The sequence below is a fragment of the Rhodococcus sp. APC 3903 genome, assembly GCF_030407755.1.
In the GTDB taxonomy this organism is placed as follows: domain Bacteria; phylum Actinomycetota; class Actinomycetes; order Mycobacteriales; family Mycobacteriaceae; genus Rhodococcus_F; species Rhodococcus_F erythropolis.
This window is the reverse complement of record NZ_JASDCV010000006.1, coordinates 1-20,861: the sequence shown is the minus strand read 5'-3', so window position 1 is coordinate 20,861 and position 20,861 is coordinate 1. Positions and strand designations below refer to the sequence as shown.

Sequence of the window (20,861 nt, the reverse complement as noted above, 5' to 3'; positions counted from 1 at the left end):
ATGTCCGAAATCAGGGGATCGATCTGGCGGCCGATCGCGGCGCTGACAGTGCTCGGCGCCGTGTGTGGGCTGGTGGCGCTCGGCGTGTTTCAGTGGTGGTGGAACTCGTTGGCATCACCTCACATTCTCACCGGCGGGTCCTATCGGGAGCCGTTTGCCGAGCCGACATACACCGGGCCCATATTCATGGACCTCTTTCCGGCAGAACCTGCCCCGTGGCTGTATTCGGGACTGGTCCTCGGACCGACGGCGGTCGGCTTGCTTGCCGGGATCGTGTTCGTGGTGTTCGTCCGGCGTAATCGCGCGCAGGACCGCGCGATTACGCCGGACGATCGATCAGAGCGCTAGCAACGCGCGCGAGCCCAGTCGAGGATCCGCCAACGGGCGTAGCGCCAACCGCAGCAAGACCAGGGCGTTGTCGTCGCCGGCGATCCTGTTGACTTTCAACGTATTGCACTCGATGCACTGGTGAACGAGCATCCACTCACCGTCTTGCCGGACCGACAGGGACAGCGCCGCCATGGCACCTCTGCACTGTTGTGCCCGGTCACCCGGAACACGACCATCGACGTGGCGGCTGGCCAGACAGTTCGGGCAATGGTTCCGATGTGCGGTACCCGGGGCCGCAGTGGAAATGTCCAAACGGCATGTGAGACAACGGAAGCTCGATCCTTGTTCGCCGCCGATTCCGTGCAATACGTGCTTGGTCCGTTGCGGTGCCCGCCGCGCGCGGGTGCTGGGATTCCTACGTGGCATCTGCTTTCTCACCCCTCACAAGTCGCCGAAGGCTTCGAGCGGGAAGGGTGGTTGTGCGAGCGGCCGCACCGCCATCCTCATCAACAACAACTGGTTGTCGTCACGGCTGACGGGGTTGGAGGTGAGTTCGAGGCACTGTGCGCAGCGGTGGATGATCATCCAATCGCCGCTTCGCAGCACCGCGATCGAAATGGGGGCCATCCGCATTCCGCAGTCCGACGGTCCACCTTCCACCTGGTCGAACAGGTGTCGGGAATGCAGGCAACTGGGGCAGTGGTTTCGGCGATCACCATCGGGGCCGTACGTCATGACGGTGAGTCCGCACTGAATGCACGAGAAGGTGTCGGTTTTCGAGATGGAATTGTGCGATTGAGGCACTGGAGAACTCCTAGCTGAGTGAACAAAGCAGGTAGGAGCAGGCCGAGTGGCCTCGCGGCTGTCAGTCCGTCGTTTCGGGGGTCAGCAAGTGACCCTCGAGGTTGCCGGCAGTGCAGGGGCGAGAGGCGCGCTCGGCGCGGGCTGGGTCATAAACACCTTCTGGATCGGTACTACGGGCCGCTCTGGCCAGAACCGAAAGTACAACGGGACCTGATTGCCGCGCCATCTATTTTCCGGCGACGACTACCTGCCCGAACGGGTAGGTAAGTGCCTCTCCTTCGGTGGGTGTGCCCCGACTGCTGTCCGCGTAGGCTCGGGACCAGCACTTGTAAGGTGGATCACACCAGTTGGTGCTCGGGCGAGCGAGCTGGGAATTCGCGAAGCGGTGATCTCGGTGCCGCGCGAGAGGAGAGTGGGGTCGTGTCCGTGGCATATCCGGATGCTGTGAACCACGGTGTTCATCGCCGCGGCACTGCTGCTCGACTGGTCAAATTTCACGCCCCCGAGATCGTCTTCGGTATCGGTTCCCTGGTCGAGGCAGCACACGCGACTCTGCGGTTCGGCGGGTTCCGCCCGTTTCTGGTCACCGATCCCGGCTTGATCGACGCGGGGTGGGTCAGCGAACTCGAGGACCATCTCACGGAGCAGGGCTTGACCGCGACAGTGTGGTCAGGGCTGACGCCCAACCCCAAGGACTTCGAGATCGCGGCCGGTTTCGAGGTGTACCAGGAAGGCGAGTGCGACGTCATCATCGCGCTCGGTGGCGGTTCCGTCATCGACGCGGCTAAAGGTGTAGCCGTCCTCGCTGCCAACGGCGGCAACATACTCGACTACGAGGGTGTCGATCAGGCGACAAAACCGATCCCGCCGTTGGTGATGGTTCCCACTACGTCCGGAACGGGCGCTGACGTGTCGCAGTTCTGCATCGTCACGGACACGACCCGCGGCACCAAGATCACCATCATCGGTCGTGCCCTCGTGCCAGATGTGACGGTCATCGATCCGCGGTTGCTCACGACGATGCCCGAGTGGCTCAATGCAGCAACGGGATTGGACGCACTGACGCACGGAATCGAAGCCTTCGTCTCACTGGCGCACAATCCGTTGACCGATCATCACGCGCTCCGCGCGGTCGGCCTCGTGACGGAGAATCTGGTGAACACGATCCAGGACCCGATGGAGATGGAAGCTCGATCGGTGATGGCGCAGGCGAGTCTCGAGGCCGGGTTGGCGTTCACCAACGCGATACTCGGAGCCGCGCACGCCATGAGCCATCAGGTGGGCGGCATGCTTGATCTGCCACATGGCGTCATCAACGGAATTCTGTTGCCCCACGTCATCCGATTCAATTCCACGACGGACGCTGCCCCCTTTGTCGCCATCGCTGCGGCACTGAGCCTTCCTGAACAGCACGGCACCCCGGAGGAAGCAGCGCTGGCGGTGGCCGACCGGGTCGAGCGTCTCGCCCGGGAGGTTGGGGTCCCGAAGGGGCTGGGGGAGTTGGGTGTTCGCGAGGAAGACCTCAGTCGACTTGCCAGCTTCGCGTTGCTCGACGCCTGCATGTCCACCAATCCCAGGGAAGCGACGCAGGAGCAGATGGTGGCGTTGTTCCGAGGTGCGTTGTGAAGAGGGACAGTGTGATGCGGTGCAGGGTGATGCGGTGCAGGGTGAAGCGGTGCAGACGATGACCGCGGACCTGTCGCGGCTCACCGGATTACGTTCGGGTAAGAGTTCGTTTTATCCGCAGTACCGCGGCGCTGCCGAGCGTCTCGAACGCGTCGTGCATGCGTTGGAATTGATCTCGCGGGCTTTGGTGCGGACCGTCGAGGGGCCGGAAACCCTCGTCTGCGCGGTCGCGGAAGCCGCCCGTGCTCATCTGAGTGCCAACTGGATAGTCTTCGCCTTGGCCGACGGAACATTGCCCGACGCCGGACCACGGCGATTGGTTCTCGGCCCGGACGCCACCCCATTTCTGGTCGACAACGTGGAGGGGCCACCACTTCCGGAGGATGTCGTCGAATGCCTCGACGACATCCGGTGCGGAAGAATCGAATCCAACTCGGTGATCGACGCTCACTACGCGTTTGTGCCGATCGTGCTCGGCGGCGGTGTGGTCGGCGCCTTTGCGGCCTGGACGCCGGCCAACCGGACGCTCGACACGACGGACGGTGCTGTGCTCAGCATTCTGGCCAGCCAGACTGCCGTGGCTCTGCAGAACTCGGCGCTCTATCAGCGCGGACAACTACTGCTCGAACGAGCCGAAGACGCATATGCGGAGGCCAACCGCACTGCAGCCGACCTCGCGGTGCGCAACAGTGAATTGGAGTCCACGCAGCGTCAACTCGGAGTGGCTCACCGGCACCAGGTGGTCGACGACGAACGGCACCGGATCGCCCGCGAACTTCACGACAGCGTGACACAGGCGGTGTTGTCGGCCGGCATGCAGATCGAGGTCTGCCGGAGCGACATCCCGGAGGCGGAACGCAGTGAAAGACTGGACTTGGCAAAGGATTTGACCAGGCGGGCGGTCGAGCAGCTTCGCTCGGCGATCTACGCGCTCAATCATTCCTCGGACGCGGACCGGACGTCGCTGCCCGAGATGCTCGAGCAGCTCGGCGTGGTTCACATGCCGGACGAGTTGGCGGTCAGCGTTCGCGTCGGCGGCACCCCGACCGAGCTTCCAGGCGATGCCGAACACGCTCTTCTGCGGATCGCGGGGGAGGCGCTGTTCAATGTTGCGGTGCATGCCCATGCGAGTCGAGCGGTCCTGCGGTTGACCTATCGAGCGGATACGGTGCTGCTGTCGGTTTCCGACGACGGTGACGGCGACCCTGCGCGGATGCGTCTGATCCTCAAACTCGCAGCCACCAACGACGTCGACGGCCGTCATCGCGGACTGGCGAACATGCAGACACGAACTCTCGAGTTGGGTGGTGCGCTCGAAGTTCGGCGCGCGCGGATCGGTGGAATTCAGATTCTCGTGCGACTGCCACTACCACTGCCACAGGCACTTCCGCTCCAGGCGGATGTCGACAATCTTTGCTCCACCACTGAAATCGAGAGCGAGGAATCATGACCACTGCGCGTCCCGTCATCACCCGCGGAGCATCGCCGGTTCAGGGATTGGTTCGAATCGTCCTGGTCGACGACCATGCAATTTTGCGGCAAGGGCTCCGCTCGGTTCTCGAGCGCGAAAGCGACCTCGAGATCGTGGGGGAGGCTTCGTCTCTCGCCGAGGCGCTTGCCGTGGTCGACAAGGTGGGCCCGGACATCGTCTTGATGGATCTGAAACTATCCGCCAGTTCCGACTACGAGGGACTGACCCTTTGTGGCCAGTTGTCTACGGCGCATCCCGGGCTCGGACTGTTGGTTCTCACCACCTTTCTCGACGATCAACTGGTGGTGCGAGCGGTACACGCGGGCGCTCGCGGCTATGTCGTCAAAGACGTCGACACCACCGAATTGGTGCGTGCGATCAGGGCTGTCTCGCGGGGTGAGAGTGCGTTCGATTCTCGCAGCGCATCGGCTGTCGTCCGATCGCTCAACGGGCAGTCGTCATCCAAAGAACGACTGACCGATCGTGAACTCGAAGTACTGAGACTGCTCGCAAACGGCTTGTCCAACATCAAGATCGGTGAGCGATTGTTCATCTCGCCGACCACGGTCAAGTTCCACGTCAGCAACATCATGCGCAAACTCGAGGTGAGTCGGCGAGCAGAGGCCGTCTACGCCGCGAGTAAGCAAGGTCTGATCTAGCTCCGCTCGGAGACCGCCCAGGCGCGCAGCGCCTGGTGCTGTACGAGGAGCACGCTCGATCGAGTTGTGCGCAGAGTCGACGCGGTCATCTCGGCAGTCAGACCCACTGCGATTCGCAATACCAGGACCTCACGTTGGTCGTCGGTGAGGCGACGTGGGCGTTTGAATTGTCCGTCGATGTTGCGTGACTGGGGAATTGACGCAATCCGTTGCGAGGCCAACTCGTAGGCGAAGTTCTCGATTCGTGTGTCGGCCGAGATCGTTTCGGACATTCGTGTGACGACGTCCAGGGTGCATTGATGGGCGAGATCGTCGGCGAATGTTGCGACAGGCGTCCCGAGAAGCCTGGCGCGATAGTAGAGAACGACGCGAGGGTGCAATCGGGCCAGGAGTTTCGACAGTGCGTGATGATCGCCGGCGAATGCCCCGGCGGCGTTGCGGTTCAAGGAAATCGATTGTTCACAGGTTTCGGGTGAAGCGGTTCGTGCGGAGGGTGGCGTCGGTGAAGTCTTCGCGCCCCTGATCGACAGCTTCATCAACAACTCCTCGGGTACAGCGCACCTCATCATGCTGGAACGAGAATTGAGGTACCCCACCGAAAATGCGGGTAAACCTGAAGTTACCTTCCAGGTGTCCGGTCTTTTCGCTGGGAGCGCCAGTCCGCGAGCATGCGCGGCATTTCCGCGGCCATGAAGTCGAAGAAGTCGCGCAGATCTTCCATACGATCGCCGGCCGTAGTGCCTTCACCGAGGACCCGAATGCCCTCGTCCGCAACTGCCGAGACCTGGTAGAGGGACGATTGTTTCGTGACAAACGCGTCGGCCCACATGTCGACGCTGACGCAGTAGTGCTGACGCCTCGATCCGGGGACGGCCACTCGCTCGATCAATCCGACTTGCTGGAGGTATCTGACTGCTCCGGAAATGGCGGCGGGGCTCACTCCCAATCGGGATCCGAGATCTCCTGGCGTGGACGAGGGTGTCTCGCTGGTCATCAACGCGGCCCACACGCGGGCAGGCATCGGCGGAAAACCCATGTCGCTCAGAACGAGTGAGAGTCGTTCGACAAAATGTCGGCTCTCGTCCGGTGCAACGGTGTGGCTGGTGTCGGTCATCGGAACCCTTCGATCTTTCTTCTTTTCTATCTTCACACATTTGTGAAATCGGCGTACGGTCAAATTCATGGGTGCGGCAATTTCAGTGAAAAGCCTCGTCAAGACCTTCGGTACCACCCGCGCGCTGGACGGCCTCGACCTCGAAGTCTCAGCAGGTGAAGTGCACGGATTCCTGGGACCGAACGGCTCTGGAAAGTCGACCACTATTCGGGTGCTCCTCGGCCTGCTCCGCTCGGACTCCGGAGACGCAACTGTTCTCGGCGGCGATCCGTGGCGAGACGCTGTTACCTTGCATCGACGTCTCGCTTACGTGCCTGGCGACGTGAATCTGTGGCCCAACCTCACCGGCGGGGAGGCTATCGATCTGTTGGCGGGTCTGCGCGGTGGCTTGGACCGAAAACGCCGCAGCGAGTTGCTCGATCGCTTCGAACTTGACCCGACCAAGAAGGCGCGGACGTACTCGAAAGGTAATCGGCAGAAGGTTGCACTCGTGGCGGCGTTTTCGTCCGACGTCGACCTTTACGTACTCGACGAACCGACATCGGGGCTCGACCCGTTGATGGAAGCGGTGTTTCAGGACTGCGTCGAGGAGGTGGCTCACGCCGGAAAGACGGTCCTGCTGTCGAGCCATATCCTCGCCGAGGTCGAAGCGCTGTGCGATCGCGTGAGCATCATCCGCGACGGGCGGACGGTGGAAGAGGGAACGCTGTCCGAACTCAGGCATCTCACGCGCACGTCCATCTCGGCGGAGACACAGCGCCAGATCGGCGGACTCGACGGGCTCGGCGGTGTCCACGACGCGGTGATCGACGATAACCACGTCACCTGCGAAGTTGACAGCGCGCAACTCGGACCACTCATGACGTACTTGGTCGGATTCGGAATCGTGGCGCTCACTTCCACTCCGCCGACACTCGAAGAACTCTTCTTGCGTCATTACGGTGACGAGCGCGCCAGGGAGACTTCGGTCCACCTGCGAGCCGAGACCGGTGTACGGCCATGACCGTTGTTGTCGAGGCCGCTCCACCGGTACCGGCCTCGGCAAGTCAATTCACCGGCACGCGCCGACTGGTCCGGTTGGCTTTGCGACGGGACCGAATTCAGCTTTCCGTGTGGGTCATCTCGATCGTCCTGTTCATGCTGCTCGTCGTCGCCAGTGTGACCGGGCTGTACTCGACCCCCGAGGAATTGCGAAACATCGCAGTCAGTTCCGCGGTATCGCCGGTGGCGCTGGCGACCAACGGAATCGTGTCCGGCGATTCGCAGGGCGCGATAGTCGCCAGTCAGTCGGTGCTCGTGTTCGCGTTGGTGGCGGCATTGATGAGCACCCTTGCGGTGGTTCGGCATACACGACAGAACGAGGAGACCGGCCGTGCCGAGATGATCGGTGCTGCGGTGGTGGGTCGGCGAGCGCTTCTGACCTCCGCACTGATTGTCACGGTCGGTGCGAACGTGGTTCTGACACTGGGAATTGCCCTGGGATCGATCGCCGTCGGTTTGCCTGTCGTTGGTTCGCTCGCGTTGGGTGCTTCGATAGGTGGGACCGGAATCGCGTTTGCCGGTGTGGCGGCGGTGACTGCGCAGATCACCGACGGTGCTCGTACGGCCAACGGTCTGGCGGGTGCCGCGATCGGTGTTGCCTTCATGCTGCGCGCGATCGGCGACGTGAACAGTACGGTCGTCGACGACGGAACTCGCGTGGTGAGCGGTTGGTTGTCGTGGCTTTCGCCGATCGGATGGGCGCAACAGATCAGACCTTTCGACGACGACGCCTGGTGGATCCTGCTGTTGCTGATCGGATTTGCGGTTGTGCACGTGGTGGTGGCGTTTGTTCTCATCGGCCATCGCGATCAGGGAGCGGGGCTCGTGCAGCCCCGGCCCGGCCCGCCGACCGCAGCATCGTGGTTGCCGTCGGCTTGGGGCCTGGCGTGGCGCATGCAGCGAATGACGATGTTCTGGTGGATCTTTGCCGTTGTCATTCTCGGGTTCGCCTACGGCGCTGTGGGCAACGAGATCGACGCGATGGTGGGATCGTCGCAGCAGACCGCGGAGATGTTCGAGAAACTTGGTGGCGGCGGTACGGATCTGGTGGATTCGTACTTGGCCACTGCGCTCGGTCTCACCTCGATTGTCATCGCGGCATATTCGGTCCAGAGTCTTCTCCGGATGCGGGGTGAGGAAACATCGGGACGGCTCGAACCGTTGCTGGCAACCTCTTTGTCGCGGTGGAGGTGGATGCTTTCCCACCTGGGTGTGGTTGTGGGTGGGGTGATCCTCGCGCACGTCTTGATGGGTGCCTTCACCGGATTTGCCTTCGGGCTCGTCACGGACGACGTCGGCGGCAACACACTCCGGATGACTGGCGCCGCCTTGGCCTATCTACCCGCGGTGCTTGTAGTCGTGGGGTTGGTGTCGTTGGCTTTCGGACTGTTTCCGACCTACGCGTCGGCGCTCTCCTGGGGAATCTTGGCGGCATGCATCGTGCTCGGGCAACTCGGAACGTTGCTGAAGCTTCCACAGTTAGTGCTGGATCTGTCACCCTTCACCCACGTGCCGGGTGCCCCCGCCGAGCCAGTGACAGTTCTACCGCTGCTGGCAATGATCGTTGTGGCAGTAGTGCTTTCGACAGCATCGCTTGTTGCGTTCCGTCGTCGCGACCTCCAGGGGTAGTAGGGCTGAACTCAATTGGGAGTTCAACCCAGAATTCGACGAAGCTGGCGAGCCCGAGCGGCGAGCCGTCCGGTCGAGTCGAATAGTTCGGATTCGTCAACACAGAGAGTGTCTGTCGCCCAGGCGGTCCCGTGGCGTAGGCGATACCACGGTGACAGTGTTCGGGGATCTGCCGTGAGGTGCTCCGGTGTGAAATGCGCGGTGAACTCGATAGTGGGTATAGCCACGGGCATCGTCAGTGTTGCGAACAATCCGGGCGGAAGCGCGTCGAGAAGGACCGCGGCGCGCTCTTGGGCCGTGAAATCGAGGTCTGTGAGCAATCGGATCCAGACGTCGAATTCCGGGGAATCGCCACCGGCGAACGGCCTCGCGGAATTGATCGGCCGGATGTCGAGGTGCTGGGAGAACGGCACAAAATCCACCGGGATCTCCAGCGGCGGCAGGGTTGACGGGTCGGCCGGAGTCGGTTCGGCGACAGGGGCGGACATCGTTGTGCCTCCTGTGTCGCGGGCTAGCCGAACGAGAGCGGATCCCGAACCGGTCAGCGTGACGTGGCAACTGACGGTCCGCCCGCCCCGCATATCGTCGACAGTCAGCTCGGCCGGCCCCGGAGGGACGGGGCGGTCCAGGTGCGCCGTGACTGCCAGAGGTTCGGCTCCGGACGCGTCTGCGGCCACTCGCAGCATCCGTGCAACGGCGAGTCCGCCCTGAATGCCGTCGAAACTCCGCCAGCTGGAGTCGAATTCGGTGTGATGACACGCTGCGTCGGTCGACGGCGCTACCGTCGCGGACGCCTGACTATTAATTGCCATAGTCAGCACCCTAGATGCTGACTATGGCTATGGCAAGCTAGGGTCTACTCGGGAGTGCTGGACGACCCACCGAAGAGCATGTAGATGAGGATCTGAAGAATGCCGAGAGGATTGATCTCGCCGAGGCTGCTCATGTGTGAGGAACTCCTGTTTGCGGGGATGGGTACTGTTGCGTCGCAACGTCACTGAAAGTACGGCAATTCAGACAATGCGGCGCGGAATTTACCGATAATTCACTGTCCGCGAGTCGGGCGACAGTGCAGGTAGGCGTCAGTGACCACGTCGAGAACGCGATTGCCGTGTGCATCGACCAATTTCGCTGTGATGGTGACCAATCCCCGCGCTCGATTGTCGAACACGACGTTGTCGACGGTGACCTTTCCGCTCAGGGTGTCACCGGGGCGAAGTGGACGTAGGAAGCTCACGTCGCGCATGGTCTTTCCGGCGATCACGTTCCACTGGTCGTAGAGACTGGCGACCACCAACTTCTGGCAGATCGACAGGGTGTGCAACCCGCTGGCGATCAACCCGCCGAAGACCCCGGACCCGGCGGCTTCCTTGTCGATGTGAAACCACTGGGGATCCCACTGGGTTGCGAACTCGACGATCTCCTTTTCGGTCACCGAATACGAGCCCAATGGGATCACTTGGCCGATCTCGAGGTCTTCTGCGAACACTGTGCGTTGGTGAAGGGCGGCCGAATCGTTCATGTCTGTGTGAATCTCCTGCGTGTTCCGGATGTACTCGGAACATACTCCCCGCAGTGCGTTCGGCTCCTTCGCAAGTCCTTGTCCAGGGTCACTAGAATCGTCACATGGTTGACGACGCGAAGATCGAGCCGAGGGCGCTGGCAGGAACGTGGCACTTCGAGCGCGACATCGTCGACCGCCTTTCCGGTTCCACCAAGCATGTCTTCGGCGAGACCACTATCTCCGACGCCGGTGACGGTCGGATGCGCTGGTACGAGAGTGGCACTCTGCGTGACGGCGATCTGGAATTGCCAGTGTTCCGGACTCTGTTCATTGCAGAGCGCGGCCTCGAATGGGCCGTGACATTCGAAGACGGCAGAGAGTTCCACGACTGGGCACCGGGGGAGGAAGTCGAGCACCTGTGTGGTGCGGACACCTACCGCGGGCGAATCGACGTCACTGCAGTAGATGGTTCGGCTTGGGCGGTCGTCTGGACCGTGACGGGGCCGAGCAAGAACTACACGATGACCACGCATCTCACCCGGCCCTGATCGCAGCGATCACCAGTTATTCGACGCCGATCGTCACCTCGGTGGACTTCACGAATACCGTTGCAGCTTGGCCTGGTTCGAGGTCGAGATCCAGTGCGGCGTCGCGGGTGATCGACGAAGTCACGATCTGGTTGCCGCCGTCCAATTTCACCTTGACCGTTGCCATGACGGTGCCGAGGTTGACCTCGGTGATGGTGCCGGTGAGTTGATTTCGTGTGGACAGTCGCATTGCTGAACTCCTGTGCTCTGGGGTGGGTGTACTTCGACCATAATCCGATGGTCGCGTATCTACCCAGCGATTCCGCAGGTGCGGACATGCGGGCACCGCAGGTGCGCGAATATTGTCGGGCGGTGGAGGTAGATTCCGGTCATGACTGAACCCGTGAAAGGCCCGGCGTCGTATTTTCCGTCGATCGAGAAGAAATACGGTCGGCCGATCGGTGAGTGGCAAGAGCTGATCAGAAGCTCAGACCTCACCAAGCACATGGAATTGGTGAATTGGTTGAAGTCGGAGCACGGGATGGGGCATGGGCACGCGAATGCACTTGTCGCCCATACGCTGAAAGAAGGTTAGTTCTTTTCAGGCGGCCGATGCGTCCAGCACCAACCAGCCGCCGTGATGCTCGAATACCTCGAACGGCACACCGGTCTGCCGGCCGACCGCACGCAGTGACTCGAGATCGAAGGTACGGATGTGGCCGTGGCACGCGGTGGCTTCGTCTTCGAAGGGGACGGCTATGACGACCCGTTGACGTGCGATTCGGAGTGCCTGCGCGATCACGGCTTCGCCGACCGAGTCGTCGACGTGCTCGAGGAGATGAATTGCGGTGACGGTGTCGGCGCTGTTGTCCGGTGCCGGTACTTCACCCGCGTCGCAGATCACCGTGTCGATCGTGATGCCGAGTTCGGGGGCTACCGCGTCGAGCAGGATCATCGTTCCGGGCAGGATGTCCGTGGCGGTCACGTCCATTCCGGCACGCGCGAGCCGCAGGGGCAGGAAACCGAAGCAGGAACCCAGATCGAGTACGGAACCGCGAACCAGTTCTTCGGCTTTGTCGTGAATCGGCGCGAAATCTGCAGTGCCGTCCAGTAGTTCGGCAAGGGAGTTCCGGTAGTAGGTGGTCCAGGATTCGAGAGCGCCGTCCACGGTGGACCGAACCAGTCCGACCATCGTCAACTCGAATTCGTCCTGACCGAACTCCGCGTCCTGGATCGACGAGGTGACTCCGGCCACGAGTCGCTCGCTCAGATCGGCGGGAGTGAGGGAGTGCCTGACGTGGAGTCGGCCGCCTCGACGATCGAGCGAGATCGGACCGGAATCGACACGTTCGACGGTGACATGCCCGAACGACCACAAGCCCGGCGTCGACGGTGCCAGTGAATCCAGGACCGGTTCGTTCGTGATGGTGGACATGATCGCCTTTCTCAGGTGGTGATGCTTCTCAGGTGGTGATGCCGGTCCGCAAGGACTGCGTGCCTGTTTTCAAGAGTTCCGGTAGCTCGAGTGAATCGTCGGTGAGCCACTGTTCGTACGCCGACATGGCGACCCCGAGCAGAAGATAGCCGACCGTGCGTGGGCCGTGATCGGTCGGCTCGAGATTCATTCGGCGTGCGACGTAGTCGGCGACCACCTGCCGCCAACCTTCGTACATCACCACAGAGTATGCCTGAAGCGTCGGAACTTCGAGGATCAATTCCATCCGTTTGCGATGTACCGCAGTCTCTTCCGGTGGGAAGGTGTTGAACGTCAACAATGCGGATTCGAGTGCGTCGACCAACGGTATGTCAGCGGGCAGTGAATCCAGGTGCTCGCGCATCTCGTCGAGATGTCCGTCGAAGTCGCCCCAGGGGACGGCGTTCTTGGACGGAAAGTAGCGAAAGAAAGTCCGACGCGCGATGCCGGCGGCGTCGGCTATCTGGTCGACGCTCACCTCGTTGAAGCCGACGGTGGAGAACAGTTCGATGCCGATCGTGCTGATTCCCTCCCTCGTTGTGGAGGGGCGACGACCTATCCGAGCGGACGGTTTCTTGCGGCTACGCATACTTTTTTCGCTCCATGTGTGTCATTCTGCACTCGATGCCATTACAGTGGTGAACCGAGTCACAGTGAAGTCCCACTAGTGACCACCAACTCCCAGGTTGGAAGTCTGATCTACAGACTTCCAGACGGAGTGCGACCGCAGGAGGAATCCATGTCAGATCGTGACAACAAGGCGCTCGAGAACGACCTCGTCGAGGAGTCCCTCGTTGAGGAAGTTTCCATCGACGGCATGTGCGGCGTGTACTGACCGTGTCTGCTTTGGATCTCGATGCGGGGTGGAAACTCCACCCGCAGGTAGCGCTTCGCCCCGAACCTTTCGGGGCGTTGCTCTACCACTTCGGAACGCGCAAGCTGTCGTTCCTGAAGAACACGACCATCGTTGCGGTGGTCAAGGCGTTGCCAGACCATCCTGATGTCAGGTCCGCACTACGTGCGCAAGGCATCGAAGATGACGCGGCTCCCCAATATGCCTGCGCGCTGAGCACTCTCGCCGATTCGCACATGATCGTGCCTGTCTGAGCCAGACGCTCGCCCCCACGTGCGGAACAGCCCTTCTGCACGTTCGCCCGCTTCATTTCTTCGCGAGGACACAGCCATGACCTCAGTTCTTGAACAGCCCTCTCCGCCCGCCAAGGTGGGTCGCCTCGTCGATCAGTTCGAACTCGGACTCGACGCCCCCATCTGCCTGACGTGGGAACTCACCTACGCCTGCAACCTGTCCTGCGTGCACTGCCTCTCGTCGTCGGGTCGCCGTGACCCCAACGAGCTGAGCACCGAACAGTGCAAGTCCATCATCGACGAGCTGCAACGTATGCAGGTCTTCTACGTCAACATCGGTGGCGGCGAGCCGACGGTACGCTCCGACTTCTGGGAGCTCGTCGATTACGCAACGGACCACCAGGTTGGCGTGAAGTTCTCCACCAACGGCGTGAAGATCGACAAGAAGGTCGCGGCACGGCTTGCGGCCAGTGACTACGTCGACGTGCAGATTTCCATCGACGGTGCCACCGCTGAGGTCAATGACGCTGTGCGCGGGCCTGGTTCGTTCGCAATGGCCGAGCGGGCTCTCGCGAACCTGAAGGAAGCCGGCTTCAAGGACGCCAAGATTTCGGTGGTCGTCACGCGGCACAACGTCAGTCAGCTCGACGAGTTCAAGGCTCTCGCGGACAAGTACGACGCGACCCTGCGCATCACTCGACTGCGCCCTTCGGGCCGCGGCGCCGACGTGTGGGACGACCTGCACCCACGCCCCGAGCAGCAGCGTGAGCTCTACAACTGGTTGGTGGCCAATGGTGAAGGCGTCCTGACGGGCGACTCGTTCTTCCACCTCTCCGCGTTCGGCGACGCACTGCCCGGTCTCAATCTCTGTGGCGCGGGCCGCGTCGTGTGCCTGATCGACCCGGTCGGTGACGTGTACGCATGCCCGTTCGCGATTCACGAGCAGTTCCTCGCCGGAAACATCGTGAAAGACGGTGGATTCCAGGAAGTCTGGCAGCACTCGGACCTGTTCGAGGAGCTTCGCTCGCCGCAGACCGGTGGCGCCTGCAGCAAGTGCAATCACTACGACTCCTGCCGGGGTGGCTGCATGGCAGCCAAGTTCTTCACCGGACTGCCGATGGACGGACCTGACCCCGAATGCGTCATCGGTAACGGTGAAATGGCATTGGCGTCGGCGGGAGAGGTCCCGAAGTCCAGCGTCGATCACTCCCGTTCCGGTCAACGTAAGACCCCACGTGCATCGGTGCCACTGACACTGATGATGCGTCCGCCCGCCAAGATTTGTGACGAAAACCCGCTTGCGGGAATGCAGTAACTACTGCGCGATACCGACAGTGCGGCGAAAGCTGCACCCCAGAGAGGTCAGTTCAATGGCTAAGAATGCTTTCTTCGAGACGGTGGCAGAAGCACAGCGCCGTGCGAAGAAGAGGTTGCCCAAGTCCGTGTACGCGGCGTTGGTGGCGGGATCCGAGAAAGGGCTGACGGTCGACGACAACGTCGCGGCATTCAGCGAACTGGGTTTCGCTCCTCACGCTGCGGGACTGTCGGACAAGCGCGAGATGTCCACCACCATTATGGGCCAGGACATTTCGTTGCCCGTCATGATTTCACCGACAGGTGTGCAGGCAGTGCACCCCGACGGTGAGGTAGCGGTAGCTCGTGCGGCTGCAGCACGGGGAACAGCCATCGGACTGAGTTCTTTCGCCAGCAAGTCCATCGAAGAAGTTGCCGCGGCCAATCCGCAGGTCTTCTTCCAGATGTATTGGGTCGGCAGCCGCGACGTGCTCCTGCAGCGTATGGAGCGCGCTCGCGCTGCCGGTGCCAAGGGCCTGATCATCACCACCGACTGGTCCTTCTCGTACGGTCGCGACTGGGGCAGCCCGTCCATCCCCGAAAAGATGGACCTCAAGGCGATGTTCCAGTTCGCTCCCGAGGGCATCATGCGCCCGAAGTGGTTGCTGGAGTTCGCCAAGACCGGCAAGATCCCCGACCTGACAACACCCAACCTCGCGGCTCCCGGCCAGCCGGCACCGACGTTCTTCGGCGCGTACGGCGAGTGGATGCAGACCCCGCTTCCGACTTGGGAAGACATCGCCTGGCTTCGTGAGCAGTGGGGTGGACCGTTCATGCTCAAGGGCATCATGCGCATCGACGACGCCAAGCGAGCTGTCGACGCCGGTGTCTCCGCTATCTCGGTCTCCAACCACGGTGGTAACAACCTCGACGGCACCCCGGCGCCGATCCGCGTGCTCCCGGGCATTGCCGAGGCCGTGGGCGATCAGGTGGAAGTTGTTCTCGACGGCGGCATTCGACGCGGCGGCGACGTCGTCAAGGCGCTAGCACTCGGAGCCAAGGCCGTCATGCTCGGGCGCGCCTACCTGTGGGGTCTCTCGGCAAACGGCCAGGCCGGTGTCGAGAACGTGCTCGACCTGATGCGGATGGGCATCGACTCGGGGCTGATGGGCCTTGGCCACTCGTCCATCACGGAACTGAGCCCGGCAGACCTGGTGATCCCGGATGGCTTCACACGCTCACTGGGCGCCAGCTGAGATTGCGGTTCCGATATAGAGCTGTGAGTTGACACTCGACGAACACACAACCCTGGCCGGACGCTTCGTCCGGTCCAGGGTTGTTTTCGGTCCGCATGAGACCAATCTTGCTGTGGGAAGATCACTTTCCGATCGGCACCGTGCGTACTACCAGCGCCGCGCCGAGGGTGGAGCCGGAATCGTCGTCACCGAAGTGGCCTCGGTATTGGAGAACGACTGGCCGTACGAGCGTGCACCGCTGGCGTCGGAGTGCGGCCCGGGGTGGCAGTCGATCGCGGCCGCATGTGCTCCGTACGGAACGCTGGTTCTTGCCGGGCTCGGTCATACCGGCATGCAGGGATCGAGCGCATACTCCCAATCGGTGCTGTGGGGACCGTCAAGAGTGGCCGACCCGGTGACGCGTGAGTTGCCGATGGCAATGGGGCAGCCGGAAATCGACCAGTTGATGGCCGGCTTTCGTGAAGCGTCGGCAATGGCCATCGCTTCGGGAATGGACGGAGTGGAACTCGATGCCGGTCCTCGAAGCATTCTGCGGCAGTTCCTTTCGGGTCTGACCAACACTCGGCAAGACCGATACGGCACTGATCGCGTTGCCCTTGTTCGCGAGATCATCTCGGCAGTGCGCGAGGAAGTCGGGTCGGACCACGTTGTCTCCCTGCGGTTGTCCTGCGACGAGGAAGCACCATGGGCGGGACTGACACCCGATCTCGCCGCCGGTTTTGCACGCGATCTGTCGCCACTACTCGATCTCCTTGTCGTCGTTCGTGGCGGACTCTATTCGTCAGAGGGGTACCGACCCGACTTTCACTGCCCGCCGAACTTCAACCTCGATCTGTGCCGTGAGATCAAGGCCGCGGTTTCGATTCCGGTTGTCGTGCAGGGGAGCGTCGTGGACATCGCCGACGCTCGTGCAGCGCTGGAAGTGGCCGAGTTCGTCGAGATGACCAGGGCCCAGATCGCGGACCCGGACCTGGTCGTGAAAGCCGCGCGCGGCGATCGTCCACGCCCGTGTGTGCTTTGCAATCAGACGTGCCTCGTGCGTGATCCTCGCAACCCGGTCGTGACGTGCGTCGGGAATCCGAGCGCGGGTTTCGAGACGGTGGACCCCGATGAGCGAGAGCAGATTTCGACACCGGGAGCCGTGCTGGTCGTGGGGGGTGGCCCCGCCGGGATGGAAGCCGCGCGGATCTCGGCGGTGGCGGGGCACTCGGTCACACTCGTCGAGAGTTCATCGCAGTTCGGCGGCATGATCCGAACTTTTGCGCGAGGTGACGGCCGCAGCCGGTTCACACTCCTCGCACAGTGGCTCGAGGACGAATGCCGTCGTAGCGGCGTGACGATGCGGACCGGGGCGGCGGTCGAGGCGCAGGACCTGAGTGACGCACGTAGTCGGGGCGAGCTGATTGTTTTTGCCACCGGTAGCGCTGCGCGGCCGCCGACGTATCCGGTCGACGATTCGGTTCGGTGGTTGGATGCGTCGGAAGCTTTCGAGAAGTTGACCACCGTGGGGCCGGGTCCGGTCGCGCTGATCGATCCGCTCGGTGGACCGATCGCGGTGGCGCTCGCAGAAGCACTCGCGGCCCAGGGCGTCTCCGTCTCGATTGTGACCCCGGACAGCATCGTCGGTTCGAGGCTCGGTGCGAGTGGGGATCTGGTCGGCGCCAACACGCGCATCCAGCAGGCCGGGGTCACCAGGGTGCTCGCGTCCCGTGTCATCGAAATCGCCTCAGGGGCCGTCTGCGTCGAGCACGTTCATACCGGCGAGCGGTCACAGCTCGAGTGTGAAGTGGTGATCGACTGCTCGCCCCGTCTGCCGAACGAAACGCTGAAGGAAGCGGCCGACATCCAGGTGGGTGACTCGGTTGCCCCGAGAACTGTTCTCGAATCCATCCGCGAAGGGCGCTTTGCAGGGTTTACTACTAGAACGAGTTTCAATTCTGCAGAGAGGGCTATCTCATGACACAGGGTTCAGTTCGTTCGCTCGAAGGTCGCGTTGCTTTCATCACCGGCGCAGCGCGCGGTCAAGGACGTGCGCACGCGGTCAAGATGGCGCGCGAGGGAGCAGCGATCATCGCAGTCGACGTGTGCGCGTCGGTGGCGTCGGACAATTCTTACGACGCAGCAACTTCCGAGGACTTTGCCGAGACGATACGTCTGGTCGAAGCGGAGGGTGGGAAGATCCTCGCCCGCGAGGTAGATGTCCGTGACGGCGCAGCGCTCACCGCGGTGGTCAAGGACGGTGTCGAGCAGTTCGGACGCCTCGACATCGTGGTCGCCAATGCCGGGGTCTGTAACTGGAATCGATTCTGGGAAATGTCGGACGAGCAGTGGGAAACCCTGATCGACATCAACCTGACCGGAGTCTGGAAAACCCTCAAGGCATCGGTGCCGGCGATCATCGAAGGTGGGCGCGGTGGATCGATCATCGTGGTCAGTTCGGTGGCCGGACTCAAGGCGCTGCCCGGACAGGCGCACTACGCGAGCGCCAAGTTCGGTCTCGTCGGTCTGACGCAGGCCGCGGCAAAGGAACTGGGGGAGTACAAGATCAGGGTCAACTCGATCCACCCTTACGGAGTAAATACGCCGATGGGGGTCGACCAGGGCGCGCTCGAGGTATTTGCAAAGTTTCCGCAGTACCTTCCCAACTTCACTCCGATCCTCTCGGACATCGCGTTCGCCGAACCCGACGAGATCGCCGATACCGTTCTGTGGCTCGCGGGTGACGGTTCACGCACCGTCACGGCAAGTCATATCGCTCTCGATCAAGGAAACTCCAAGGTCTGATGACGCCGTACCCGCGCCTCTTCGCGCCACTGCGCCTGGGCAACCTGACACTCCGCAATCGGGTCGTGTTCTCCGCACACCTGACCAATTACGCGGAGAACGGGTTGCCGACGGAGCAGCACGCGAGCTACTACGAGGCGCGGGCACGCGGCGGTGCGGGTCTGATCATCACCGAGGAGCACTCGACGCATCCTTCGGATCGACCGTACGAGAAGATGATTGCGGGCTATCGGCCGGAAGCGATCGAGGGATACCGGCGGATCACCGACGCCGTTCATGCACATGGTTCGTCGATTCTCGGGCAGATCAACCACAATGGGGGTCAGGGCGCTGGAACCTATTCGCGATCGCCGCTGTTGGCGCCGAGCGCCGTTGCGGATCCGTTGTTCCGCGAGGTGCCCAAAGCTGTCGACGACGCGGACATCGCCGAGATTCTCGCAGGGTTCGCCCTTGTTGCGCGCAACTGCGTCGCCGGTGGCTTCGACGGGGTGGAATTGCAGGCGTCGCAGTCGTCCATCGTGCGCGCGTTTCTCGCACCCTCGACCAACCTGCGCACCGATCGCTACGGCGGGGGCGTGGCGAATCGTGCGCGTTTCCTTCTCGAAGTGCTCGGGGTACTGCGTAAGGCCATCGGCCCGGATCGTGTGCTCGGTGTGCGCCTGAGTGGATACGAAGGAACGCGGGGTGGCATCGAACTGTCCGACGCGGTAACCACCGCCCAACTGATCGAAGCTGACGGTCACGTCGACTACATTAACACCACCGTCGGAATGGCCACGGAAACACTGCATCTGGTCGAAGCATCGATGGCTGTACCCACCGGCTACGCCAACTTTGTCCCGTCTGCGATCAGGGAGGTCATCGATCTTCCAGTCGTCGGAGTCGGCCGTTTCAAGACGCCGGAGCAAGCCGAAGCTGCACTCGAGGACGGTGTATGCGATCTGGTGGGCGTAGTTCGCGGGCAGATCGCCGATCCGGATTTTGTGAACAAGGCGCGTGCCGGTCAATCGTCACAGGTGCGAACCTGCCTGTCCTGCAACCAGGAATGCGTCGGGCGGATGGGTCTGGGGCGTTGGTTGGGGTGCACCGAAAATCCGCGCGCCGGTCGGGAATCGGTCCCACTGCCGATGCCGCGGCGACGGGGCCGCACGGTGGTGGTAGTTGGCGGCGGCCCGGCCGGCCTGCAAGCTGCGGCCACCGCGGCCCAGCGAGGTCATGCGGTGACGCTGTTCGAGCGTGAACGAAGACTTGGCGGACAGATTCTTACCGCCTCGGTGGTATCGGTTCGCCGTGAGCTCGCCGACCTCGTGCGAAATCTCGAATCGGAGTGTCGCCGAAGCGGTGTGACGATCGAGCTGGGTGTTGGAGCTGACCTTGCGATTGTGGAGGAACGGGCGCCCGACGTGGTCGTGATCGCAACCGGCGCGCGGCCCGTGCGCCCAACGTGGGCGGGTGGATCAGAGCGTGTCGTAAGTGTTCGAGACGTTCTCGACGGCAGGGTTCTGCCGAGCGGAACGGTGCTCGTATACGACGAGTTGGGATTCCATCAAGGTACGTCGGTGGCTGAATTCCTGGCTGATCGAGGTTGCGCTGTCACGATCGCGACCAACGGCATGGTGGTTGCCCAAGATCTGAGCGTCACCCTGGATTTCGAGGGGTGGAACCGCCGGGCGTTCGAGAAGTCGATCGTGCAACGGACGGATCTGATGGTGACTTCGGTGAGCACTGGAGCCTCGCCGCCCGTGAGCTTGGTTCACCTTCCGACGGGTGTGGTCGAGGAAGTTGCGGTCGACTGGGTGGTCTTCGCGACACCGCAGGAACCTGTCGACGAGTTGTGGAACTCCTTGCAGGGAAGTTCTTTCGAGATATTTCGCATCGGTGACGCCTTGTCTCCGAGACGTTCGCACGCAGCGGTTATCGAGGGGCATCGGGCTGCGTTGGCGATATAAGTCGTCCGTTTTGTCTATGGTTCTCGAAAGTATGTTCGATTAAACTTTCGGTATGAACAGTCGGGATGCGTGGCAGCTGGATGGTGAGGGCCTCAAGGGGGAGGTTCTGGATCTGGTGCGTGTCCGACACGAGTTGCAGTCGCGGTTGGTGTTGCTGATTGTGGAGATGTTTTCCCGGGAGGTTCTCGGCGGGAAGGGTTTTCGGGCGATCGCTCAGTGGTTGCATGGTTCGACGAATCTCGAGATCGGTGAGTGCAGCCTGCTGGTCGGGTTGGCGCGGTTGTTGATGCTCGAACCTGTTGTGGGCGATGCGT

The 20,861-nt window shown here is 62.1% G+C and carries 24 protein-coding genes and 1 pseudogene; 16 read left to right on the top strand and 9 right to left on the bottom strand.

Translation table 11 applies throughout. The features are described 5' to 3' along the window. On the top strand, nucleotides 1–348 hold the full coding sequence (locus QMA15_RS10000; protein ID WP_020968992.1) for a hypothetical protein: 348 nt from the start codon (nucleotides 1–3) through the stop codon (nucleotides 346–348). Here QMA15_RS10000 and QMA15_RS09995 read toward each other — a convergent pair. Both QMA15_RS09995 and QMA15_RS09990 read right to left on the bottom strand, forming a co-directional pair. After that, nucleotides 337–756, bottom strand: coding sequence for an RNHCP domain-containing protein (locus QMA15_RS09995; RefSeq protein WP_113682390.1), 420 nt, complete (start codon nucleotides 754–756; stop codon nucleotides 337–339). The two genes, QMA15_RS10000 and QMA15_RS09995, sit on opposite strands and share 12 nt — an antisense overlap. Before the next feature lie 15 nt (nucleotides 757–771). After that, the gene (locus QMA15_RS09990) at nucleotides 772–1,134 is read right to left on the bottom strand and encodes an RNHCP domain-containing protein (RefSeq protein ID WP_003941922.1); all 363 of its coding nucleotides are present in this window, start codon (nucleotides 1,132–1,134) and stop codon (nucleotides 772–774) included. A gap of 420 nt (nucleotides 1,135–1,554) precedes the next feature. Here QMA15_RS09990 and QMA15_RS09985 point away from each other — a divergent pair, with 420 nt between their 5' ends. The 3 genes from QMA15_RS09985 to QMA15_RS09975 are packed head-to-tail and all read left to right on the top strand — an operon-like array spanning nucleotide 1,555 to nucleotide 4,890. Then, a complete protein-coding gene (locus QMA15_RS09985; RefSeq protein ID WP_080910022.1) occupies nucleotides 1,555–2,760 on the top strand; it encodes an iron-containing alcohol dehydrogenase in 1,206 nt (401 codons plus the stop codon). A gap of 58 nt (nucleotides 2,761–2,818) precedes the next feature. Then, nucleotides 2,819–4,210 (top strand): GAF domain-containing sensor histidine kinase, encoded by a 1,392-nt coding sequence (locus QMA15_RS09980; RefSeq protein WP_024487311.1) that lies wholly within the window; start codon nucleotides 2,819–2,821, stop codon nucleotides 4,208–4,210. Further along, nucleotides 4,207–4,890 (top strand): response regulator transcription factor, encoded by a 684-nt coding sequence (locus tag QMA15_RS09975; RefSeq protein ID WP_019744264.1) that lies wholly within the window; start codon nucleotides 4,207–4,209, stop codon nucleotides 4,888–4,890. Before QMA15_RS09980 ends, QMA15_RS09975 begins: the two co-directional genes overlap by 4 nt. Here the strand turns inward: QMA15_RS09975 and QMA15_RS09970 are convergent. Together QMA15_RS09970 and QMA15_RS09965 are read right to left on the bottom strand one after the other, a co-directional pair. Further along, nucleotides 4,887–5,426, bottom strand: coding sequence for an RNA polymerase subunit sigma (locus QMA15_RS09970; RefSeq protein WP_041815731.1), 540 nt, complete (start codon nucleotides 5,424–5,426; stop codon nucleotides 4,887–4,889). The genes QMA15_RS09975 and QMA15_RS09970 overlap by 4 nt on opposite strands. An 83-nt stretch (nucleotides 5,427–5,509) precedes the next feature. Beyond that, nucleotides 5,510–6,004, bottom strand: coding sequence for a helix-turn-helix domain-containing protein (locus QMA15_RS09965; RefSeq protein WP_019744262.1), 495 nt, complete (start codon nucleotides 6,002–6,004; stop codon nucleotides 5,510–5,512). Between the two features lie 67 nt (nucleotides 6,005–6,071). Here QMA15_RS09965 and QMA15_RS09960 point away from each other — a divergent pair, with 67 nt between their 5' ends. Together QMA15_RS09960 and QMA15_RS09955 are read left to right on the top strand one after the other, a co-directional pair. Next, nucleotides 6,072–7,007, top strand: coding sequence for an ABC transporter ATP-binding protein (locus QMA15_RS09960; protein ID WP_290284230.1), 936 nt, complete (start codon nucleotides 6,072–6,074; stop codon nucleotides 7,005–7,007). After that, nucleotides 7,004–8,674 carry an anibiotic ABC transporter gene (locus tag QMA15_RS09955; RefSeq protein WP_290284228.1) on the top strand — a complete coding sequence of 557 codons (1,671 nt, stop codon included), beginning with the start codon at nucleotides 7,004–7,006 and terminating at the stop codon, nucleotides 8,672–8,674. The genes QMA15_RS09960 and QMA15_RS09955 overlap by 4 nt, the downstream gene beginning before the upstream one ends. A 23-nt stretch (nucleotides 8,675–8,697) precedes the next feature. Here QMA15_RS09955 and QMA15_RS09950 read toward each other — a convergent pair whose 3' ends face one another. Both QMA15_RS09950 and QMA15_RS09945 read right to left on the bottom strand, forming a co-directional pair. Then, nucleotides 8,698–9,486, bottom strand: a complete 789-nt coding sequence (locus QMA15_RS09950) for a thioesterase family protein (protein WP_290284225.1) — start codon at nucleotides 9,484–9,486, stop codon at nucleotides 8,698–8,700. Between the two features lie 233 nt (nucleotides 9,487–9,719). After that, the gene (locus tag QMA15_RS09945; protein WP_290284223.1) at nucleotides 9,720–10,196 is read right to left on the bottom strand and encodes a MaoC/PaaZ C-terminal domain-containing protein; all 477 of its coding nucleotides are present in this window, start codon (nucleotides 10,194–10,196) and stop codon (nucleotides 9,720–9,722) included. Between the two features lie 104 nt (nucleotides 10,197–10,300). Between QMA15_RS09945 and QMA15_RS09940 the strand changes: the two genes are divergently transcribed. Then, nucleotides 10,301–10,726 (top strand): DUF6314 family protein, encoded by a 426-nt coding sequence (locus QMA15_RS09940; protein WP_070796645.1) that lies wholly within the window; start codon nucleotides 10,301–10,303, stop codon nucleotides 10,724–10,726. Between the two features lie 16 nt (nucleotides 10,727–10,742). Here QMA15_RS09940 and QMA15_RS09935 read toward each other — a convergent pair whose 3' ends face one another. Beyond that, nucleotides 10,743–10,955, bottom strand: coding sequence for a TOBE domain-containing protein (locus QMA15_RS09935; protein WP_003942061.1), 213 nt, complete (start codon nucleotides 10,953–10,955; stop codon nucleotides 10,743–10,745). Nucleotides 10,956–11,096: 141 nt separating this feature from the next. On the opposite strand from QMA15_RS09935, the gene QMA15_RS09930 reads away from it, so the two are divergent. Further along, a complete protein-coding gene (locus QMA15_RS09930) occupies nucleotides 11,097–11,300 on the top strand; it encodes a DUF4287 domain-containing protein (RefSeq protein ID WP_007728313.1) in 204 nt (67 codons plus the stop codon). A 6-nt stretch (nucleotides 11,301–11,306) separates the two neighbouring features. On the opposite strand, the gene mftM is transcribed toward QMA15_RS09930, so the two are convergent. After that, entirely contained in the window at nucleotides 11,307–12,140 is an 834-nt protein-coding gene (gene mftM / locus QMA15_RS09925) for a mycofactocin oligosaccharide methyltransferase MftM (RefSeq protein WP_019744254.1), read from the bottom strand. 28 nt (nucleotides 12,141–12,168) lie between these two features. Continuing rightward, complete coding sequence (gene mftR / locus QMA15_RS09920) at nucleotides 12,169–12,768, bottom strand: mycofactocin system transcriptional regulator (protein WP_019744253.1); 600 nt, start codon at nucleotides 12,766–12,768, stop codon at nucleotides 12,169–12,171. Between the two features lie 150 nt (nucleotides 12,769–12,918). On the opposite strand from mftR, the gene mftA reads away from it, so the two are divergent. The 8 genes and pseudogenes from mftA to QMA15_RS09880 all read left to right on the top strand — a co-directional run. Next, nucleotides 12,919–13,014 (top strand): mycofactocin precursor MftA, encoded by a 96-nt coding sequence (gene mftA / locus QMA15_RS09915; protein WP_063836238.1) that lies wholly within the window; start codon nucleotides 12,919–12,921, stop codon nucleotides 13,012–13,014. Then, nucleotides 12,999–13,286, top strand: coding sequence for a mycofactocin biosynthesis chaperone MftB (gene mftB / locus QMA15_RS09910; RefSeq protein WP_290284215.1), 288 nt, complete (start codon nucleotides 12,999–13,001; stop codon nucleotides 13,284–13,286). The genes mftA and mftB overlap by 16 nt, the downstream gene beginning before the upstream one ends. Nucleotides 13,287–13,362: 76 nt before the next feature. After that, on the top strand, nucleotides 13,363–14,580 hold the full coding sequence (gene mftC / locus QMA15_RS09905; protein WP_003942089.1) for a mycofactocin radical SAM maturase: 1,218 nt from the start codon (nucleotides 13,363–13,365) through the stop codon (nucleotides 14,578–14,580). A gap of 55 nt (nucleotides 14,581–14,635) precedes the next feature. Next, a complete protein-coding gene (gene mftD / locus QMA15_RS09900; RefSeq protein ID WP_019744252.1) occupies nucleotides 14,636–15,814 on the top strand; it encodes a pre-mycofactocin synthase MftD in 1,179 nt (392 codons plus the stop codon). 28 nt (nucleotides 15,815–15,842) lie between these two features. Continuing rightward, nucleotides 15,843–17,774 (top strand): mycofactocin system FadH/OYE family oxidoreductase 1, encoded by a 1,932-nt coding sequence (locus tag QMA15_RS09895; RefSeq protein WP_290284212.1) that lies wholly within the window; start codon nucleotides 15,843–15,845, stop codon nucleotides 17,772–17,774. Then, entirely contained in the window at nucleotides 17,771–18,598 is an 828-nt protein-coding gene (locus tag QMA15_RS09890; RefSeq protein ID WP_003941966.1) for a mycofactocin-coupled SDR family oxidoreductase, read from the top strand. Before QMA15_RS09895 ends, QMA15_RS09890 begins: the two co-directional genes overlap by 4 nt. Further along, on the top strand, nucleotides 18,598–20,547 hold the full coding sequence (locus QMA15_RS09885) for a mycofactocin system FadH/OYE family oxidoreductase 2 (RefSeq protein ID WP_290284210.1): 1,950 nt from the start codon (nucleotides 18,598–18,600) through the stop codon (nucleotides 20,545–20,547). The genes QMA15_RS09890 and QMA15_RS09885 overlap by 1 nt, the downstream gene beginning before the upstream one ends. 52 nt (nucleotides 20,548–20,599) lie before the next feature. Further along, a pseudogene (locus tag QMA15_RS09880) lies at nucleotides 20,600–20,861 on the top strand (HNH endonuclease); the annotation flags it as partial.

Coding starts and splice junctions, on each gene's coding strand:
- QMA15_RS09970 (WP_041815731.1), bottom strand. CDS start 5,426: ATGAAGCTGTCGATCAGGGGCGCGAAGACTTCACCGACGCCACCCTCC.
- QMA15_RS09935 (WP_003942061.1), bottom strand. CDS start 10,955: ATGCGACTGTCCACACGAAATCAACTCACCGGCACCATCACCGAGGTC.
- QMA15_RS09940 (WP_070796645.1), top strand. CDS start 10,301: ATGGTTGACGACGCGAAGATCGAGCCGAGGGCGCTGGCAGGAACGTGG.
- QMA15_RS09965 (WP_019744262.1), bottom strand. CDS start 6,004: ATGACCGACACCAGCCACACCGTTGCACCGGACGAGAGCCGACATTTT.
- QMA15_RS09955 (WP_290284228.1), top strand. CDS start 7,004: ATGACCGTTGTTGTCGAGGCCGCTCCACCGGTACCGGCCTCGGCAAGT.
- mftC (WP_003942089.1), top strand. CDS start 13,363: ATGACCTCAGTTCTTGAACAGCCCTCTCCGCCCGCCAAGGTGGGTCGC.
- QMA15_RS09945 (WP_290284223.1), bottom strand. CDS start 10,196: ATGAACGATTCGGCCGCCCTTCACCAACGCACAGTGTTCGCAGAAGAC.
- QMA15_RS09995 (WP_113682390.1), bottom strand. CDS start 756: ATGCCACGTAGGAATCCCAGCACCCGCGCGCGGCGGGCACCGCAACGG.
- QMA15_RS09930 (WP_007728313.1), top strand. CDS start 11,097: ATGACTGAACCCGTGAAAGGCCCGGCGTCGTATTTTCCGTCGATCGAG.
- mftM (WP_019744254.1), bottom strand. CDS start 12,140: ATGTCCACCATCACGAACGAACCGGTCCTGGATTCACTGGCACCGTCG.
- QMA15_RS09980 (WP_024487311.1), top strand. CDS start 2,819: ATGACCGCGGACCTGTCGCGGCTCACCGGATTACGTTCGGGTAAGAGT.
- mftD (WP_019744252.1), top strand. CDS start 14,636: ATGGCTAAGAATGCTTTCTTCGAGACGGTGGCAGAAGCACAGCGCCGT.
- QMA15_RS10000 (WP_020968992.1), top strand. CDS start 1: ATGTCCGAAATCAGGGGATCGATCTGGCGGCCGATCGCGGCGCTGACA.
- QMA15_RS09950 (WP_290284225.1), bottom strand. CDS start 9,486: ATGGCAATTAATAGTCAGGCGTCCGCGACGGTAGCGCCGTCGACCGAC.
- QMA15_RS09975 (WP_019744264.1), top strand. CDS start 4,207: ATGACCACTGCGCGTCCCGTCATCACCCGCGGAGCATCGCCGGTTCAG.
- mftR (WP_019744253.1), bottom strand. CDS start 12,768: ATGCGTAGCCGCAAGAAACCGTCCGCTCGGATAGGTCGTCGCCCCTCC.
- QMA15_RS09890 (WP_003941966.1), top strand. CDS start 17,771: ATGACACAGGGTTCAGTTCGTTCGCTCGAAGGTCGCGTTGCTTTCATC.
- mftA (WP_063836238.1), top strand. CDS start 12,919: ATGTCAGATCGTGACAACAAGGCGCTCGAGAACGACCTCGTCGAGGAG.
- QMA15_RS09960 (WP_290284230.1), top strand. CDS start 6,072: ATGGGTGCGGCAATTTCAGTGAAAAGCCTCGTCAAGACCTTCGGTACC.
- QMA15_RS09885 (WP_290284210.1), top strand. CDS start 18,598: ATGACGCCGTACCCGCGCCTCTTCGCGCCACTGCGCCTGGGCAACCTG.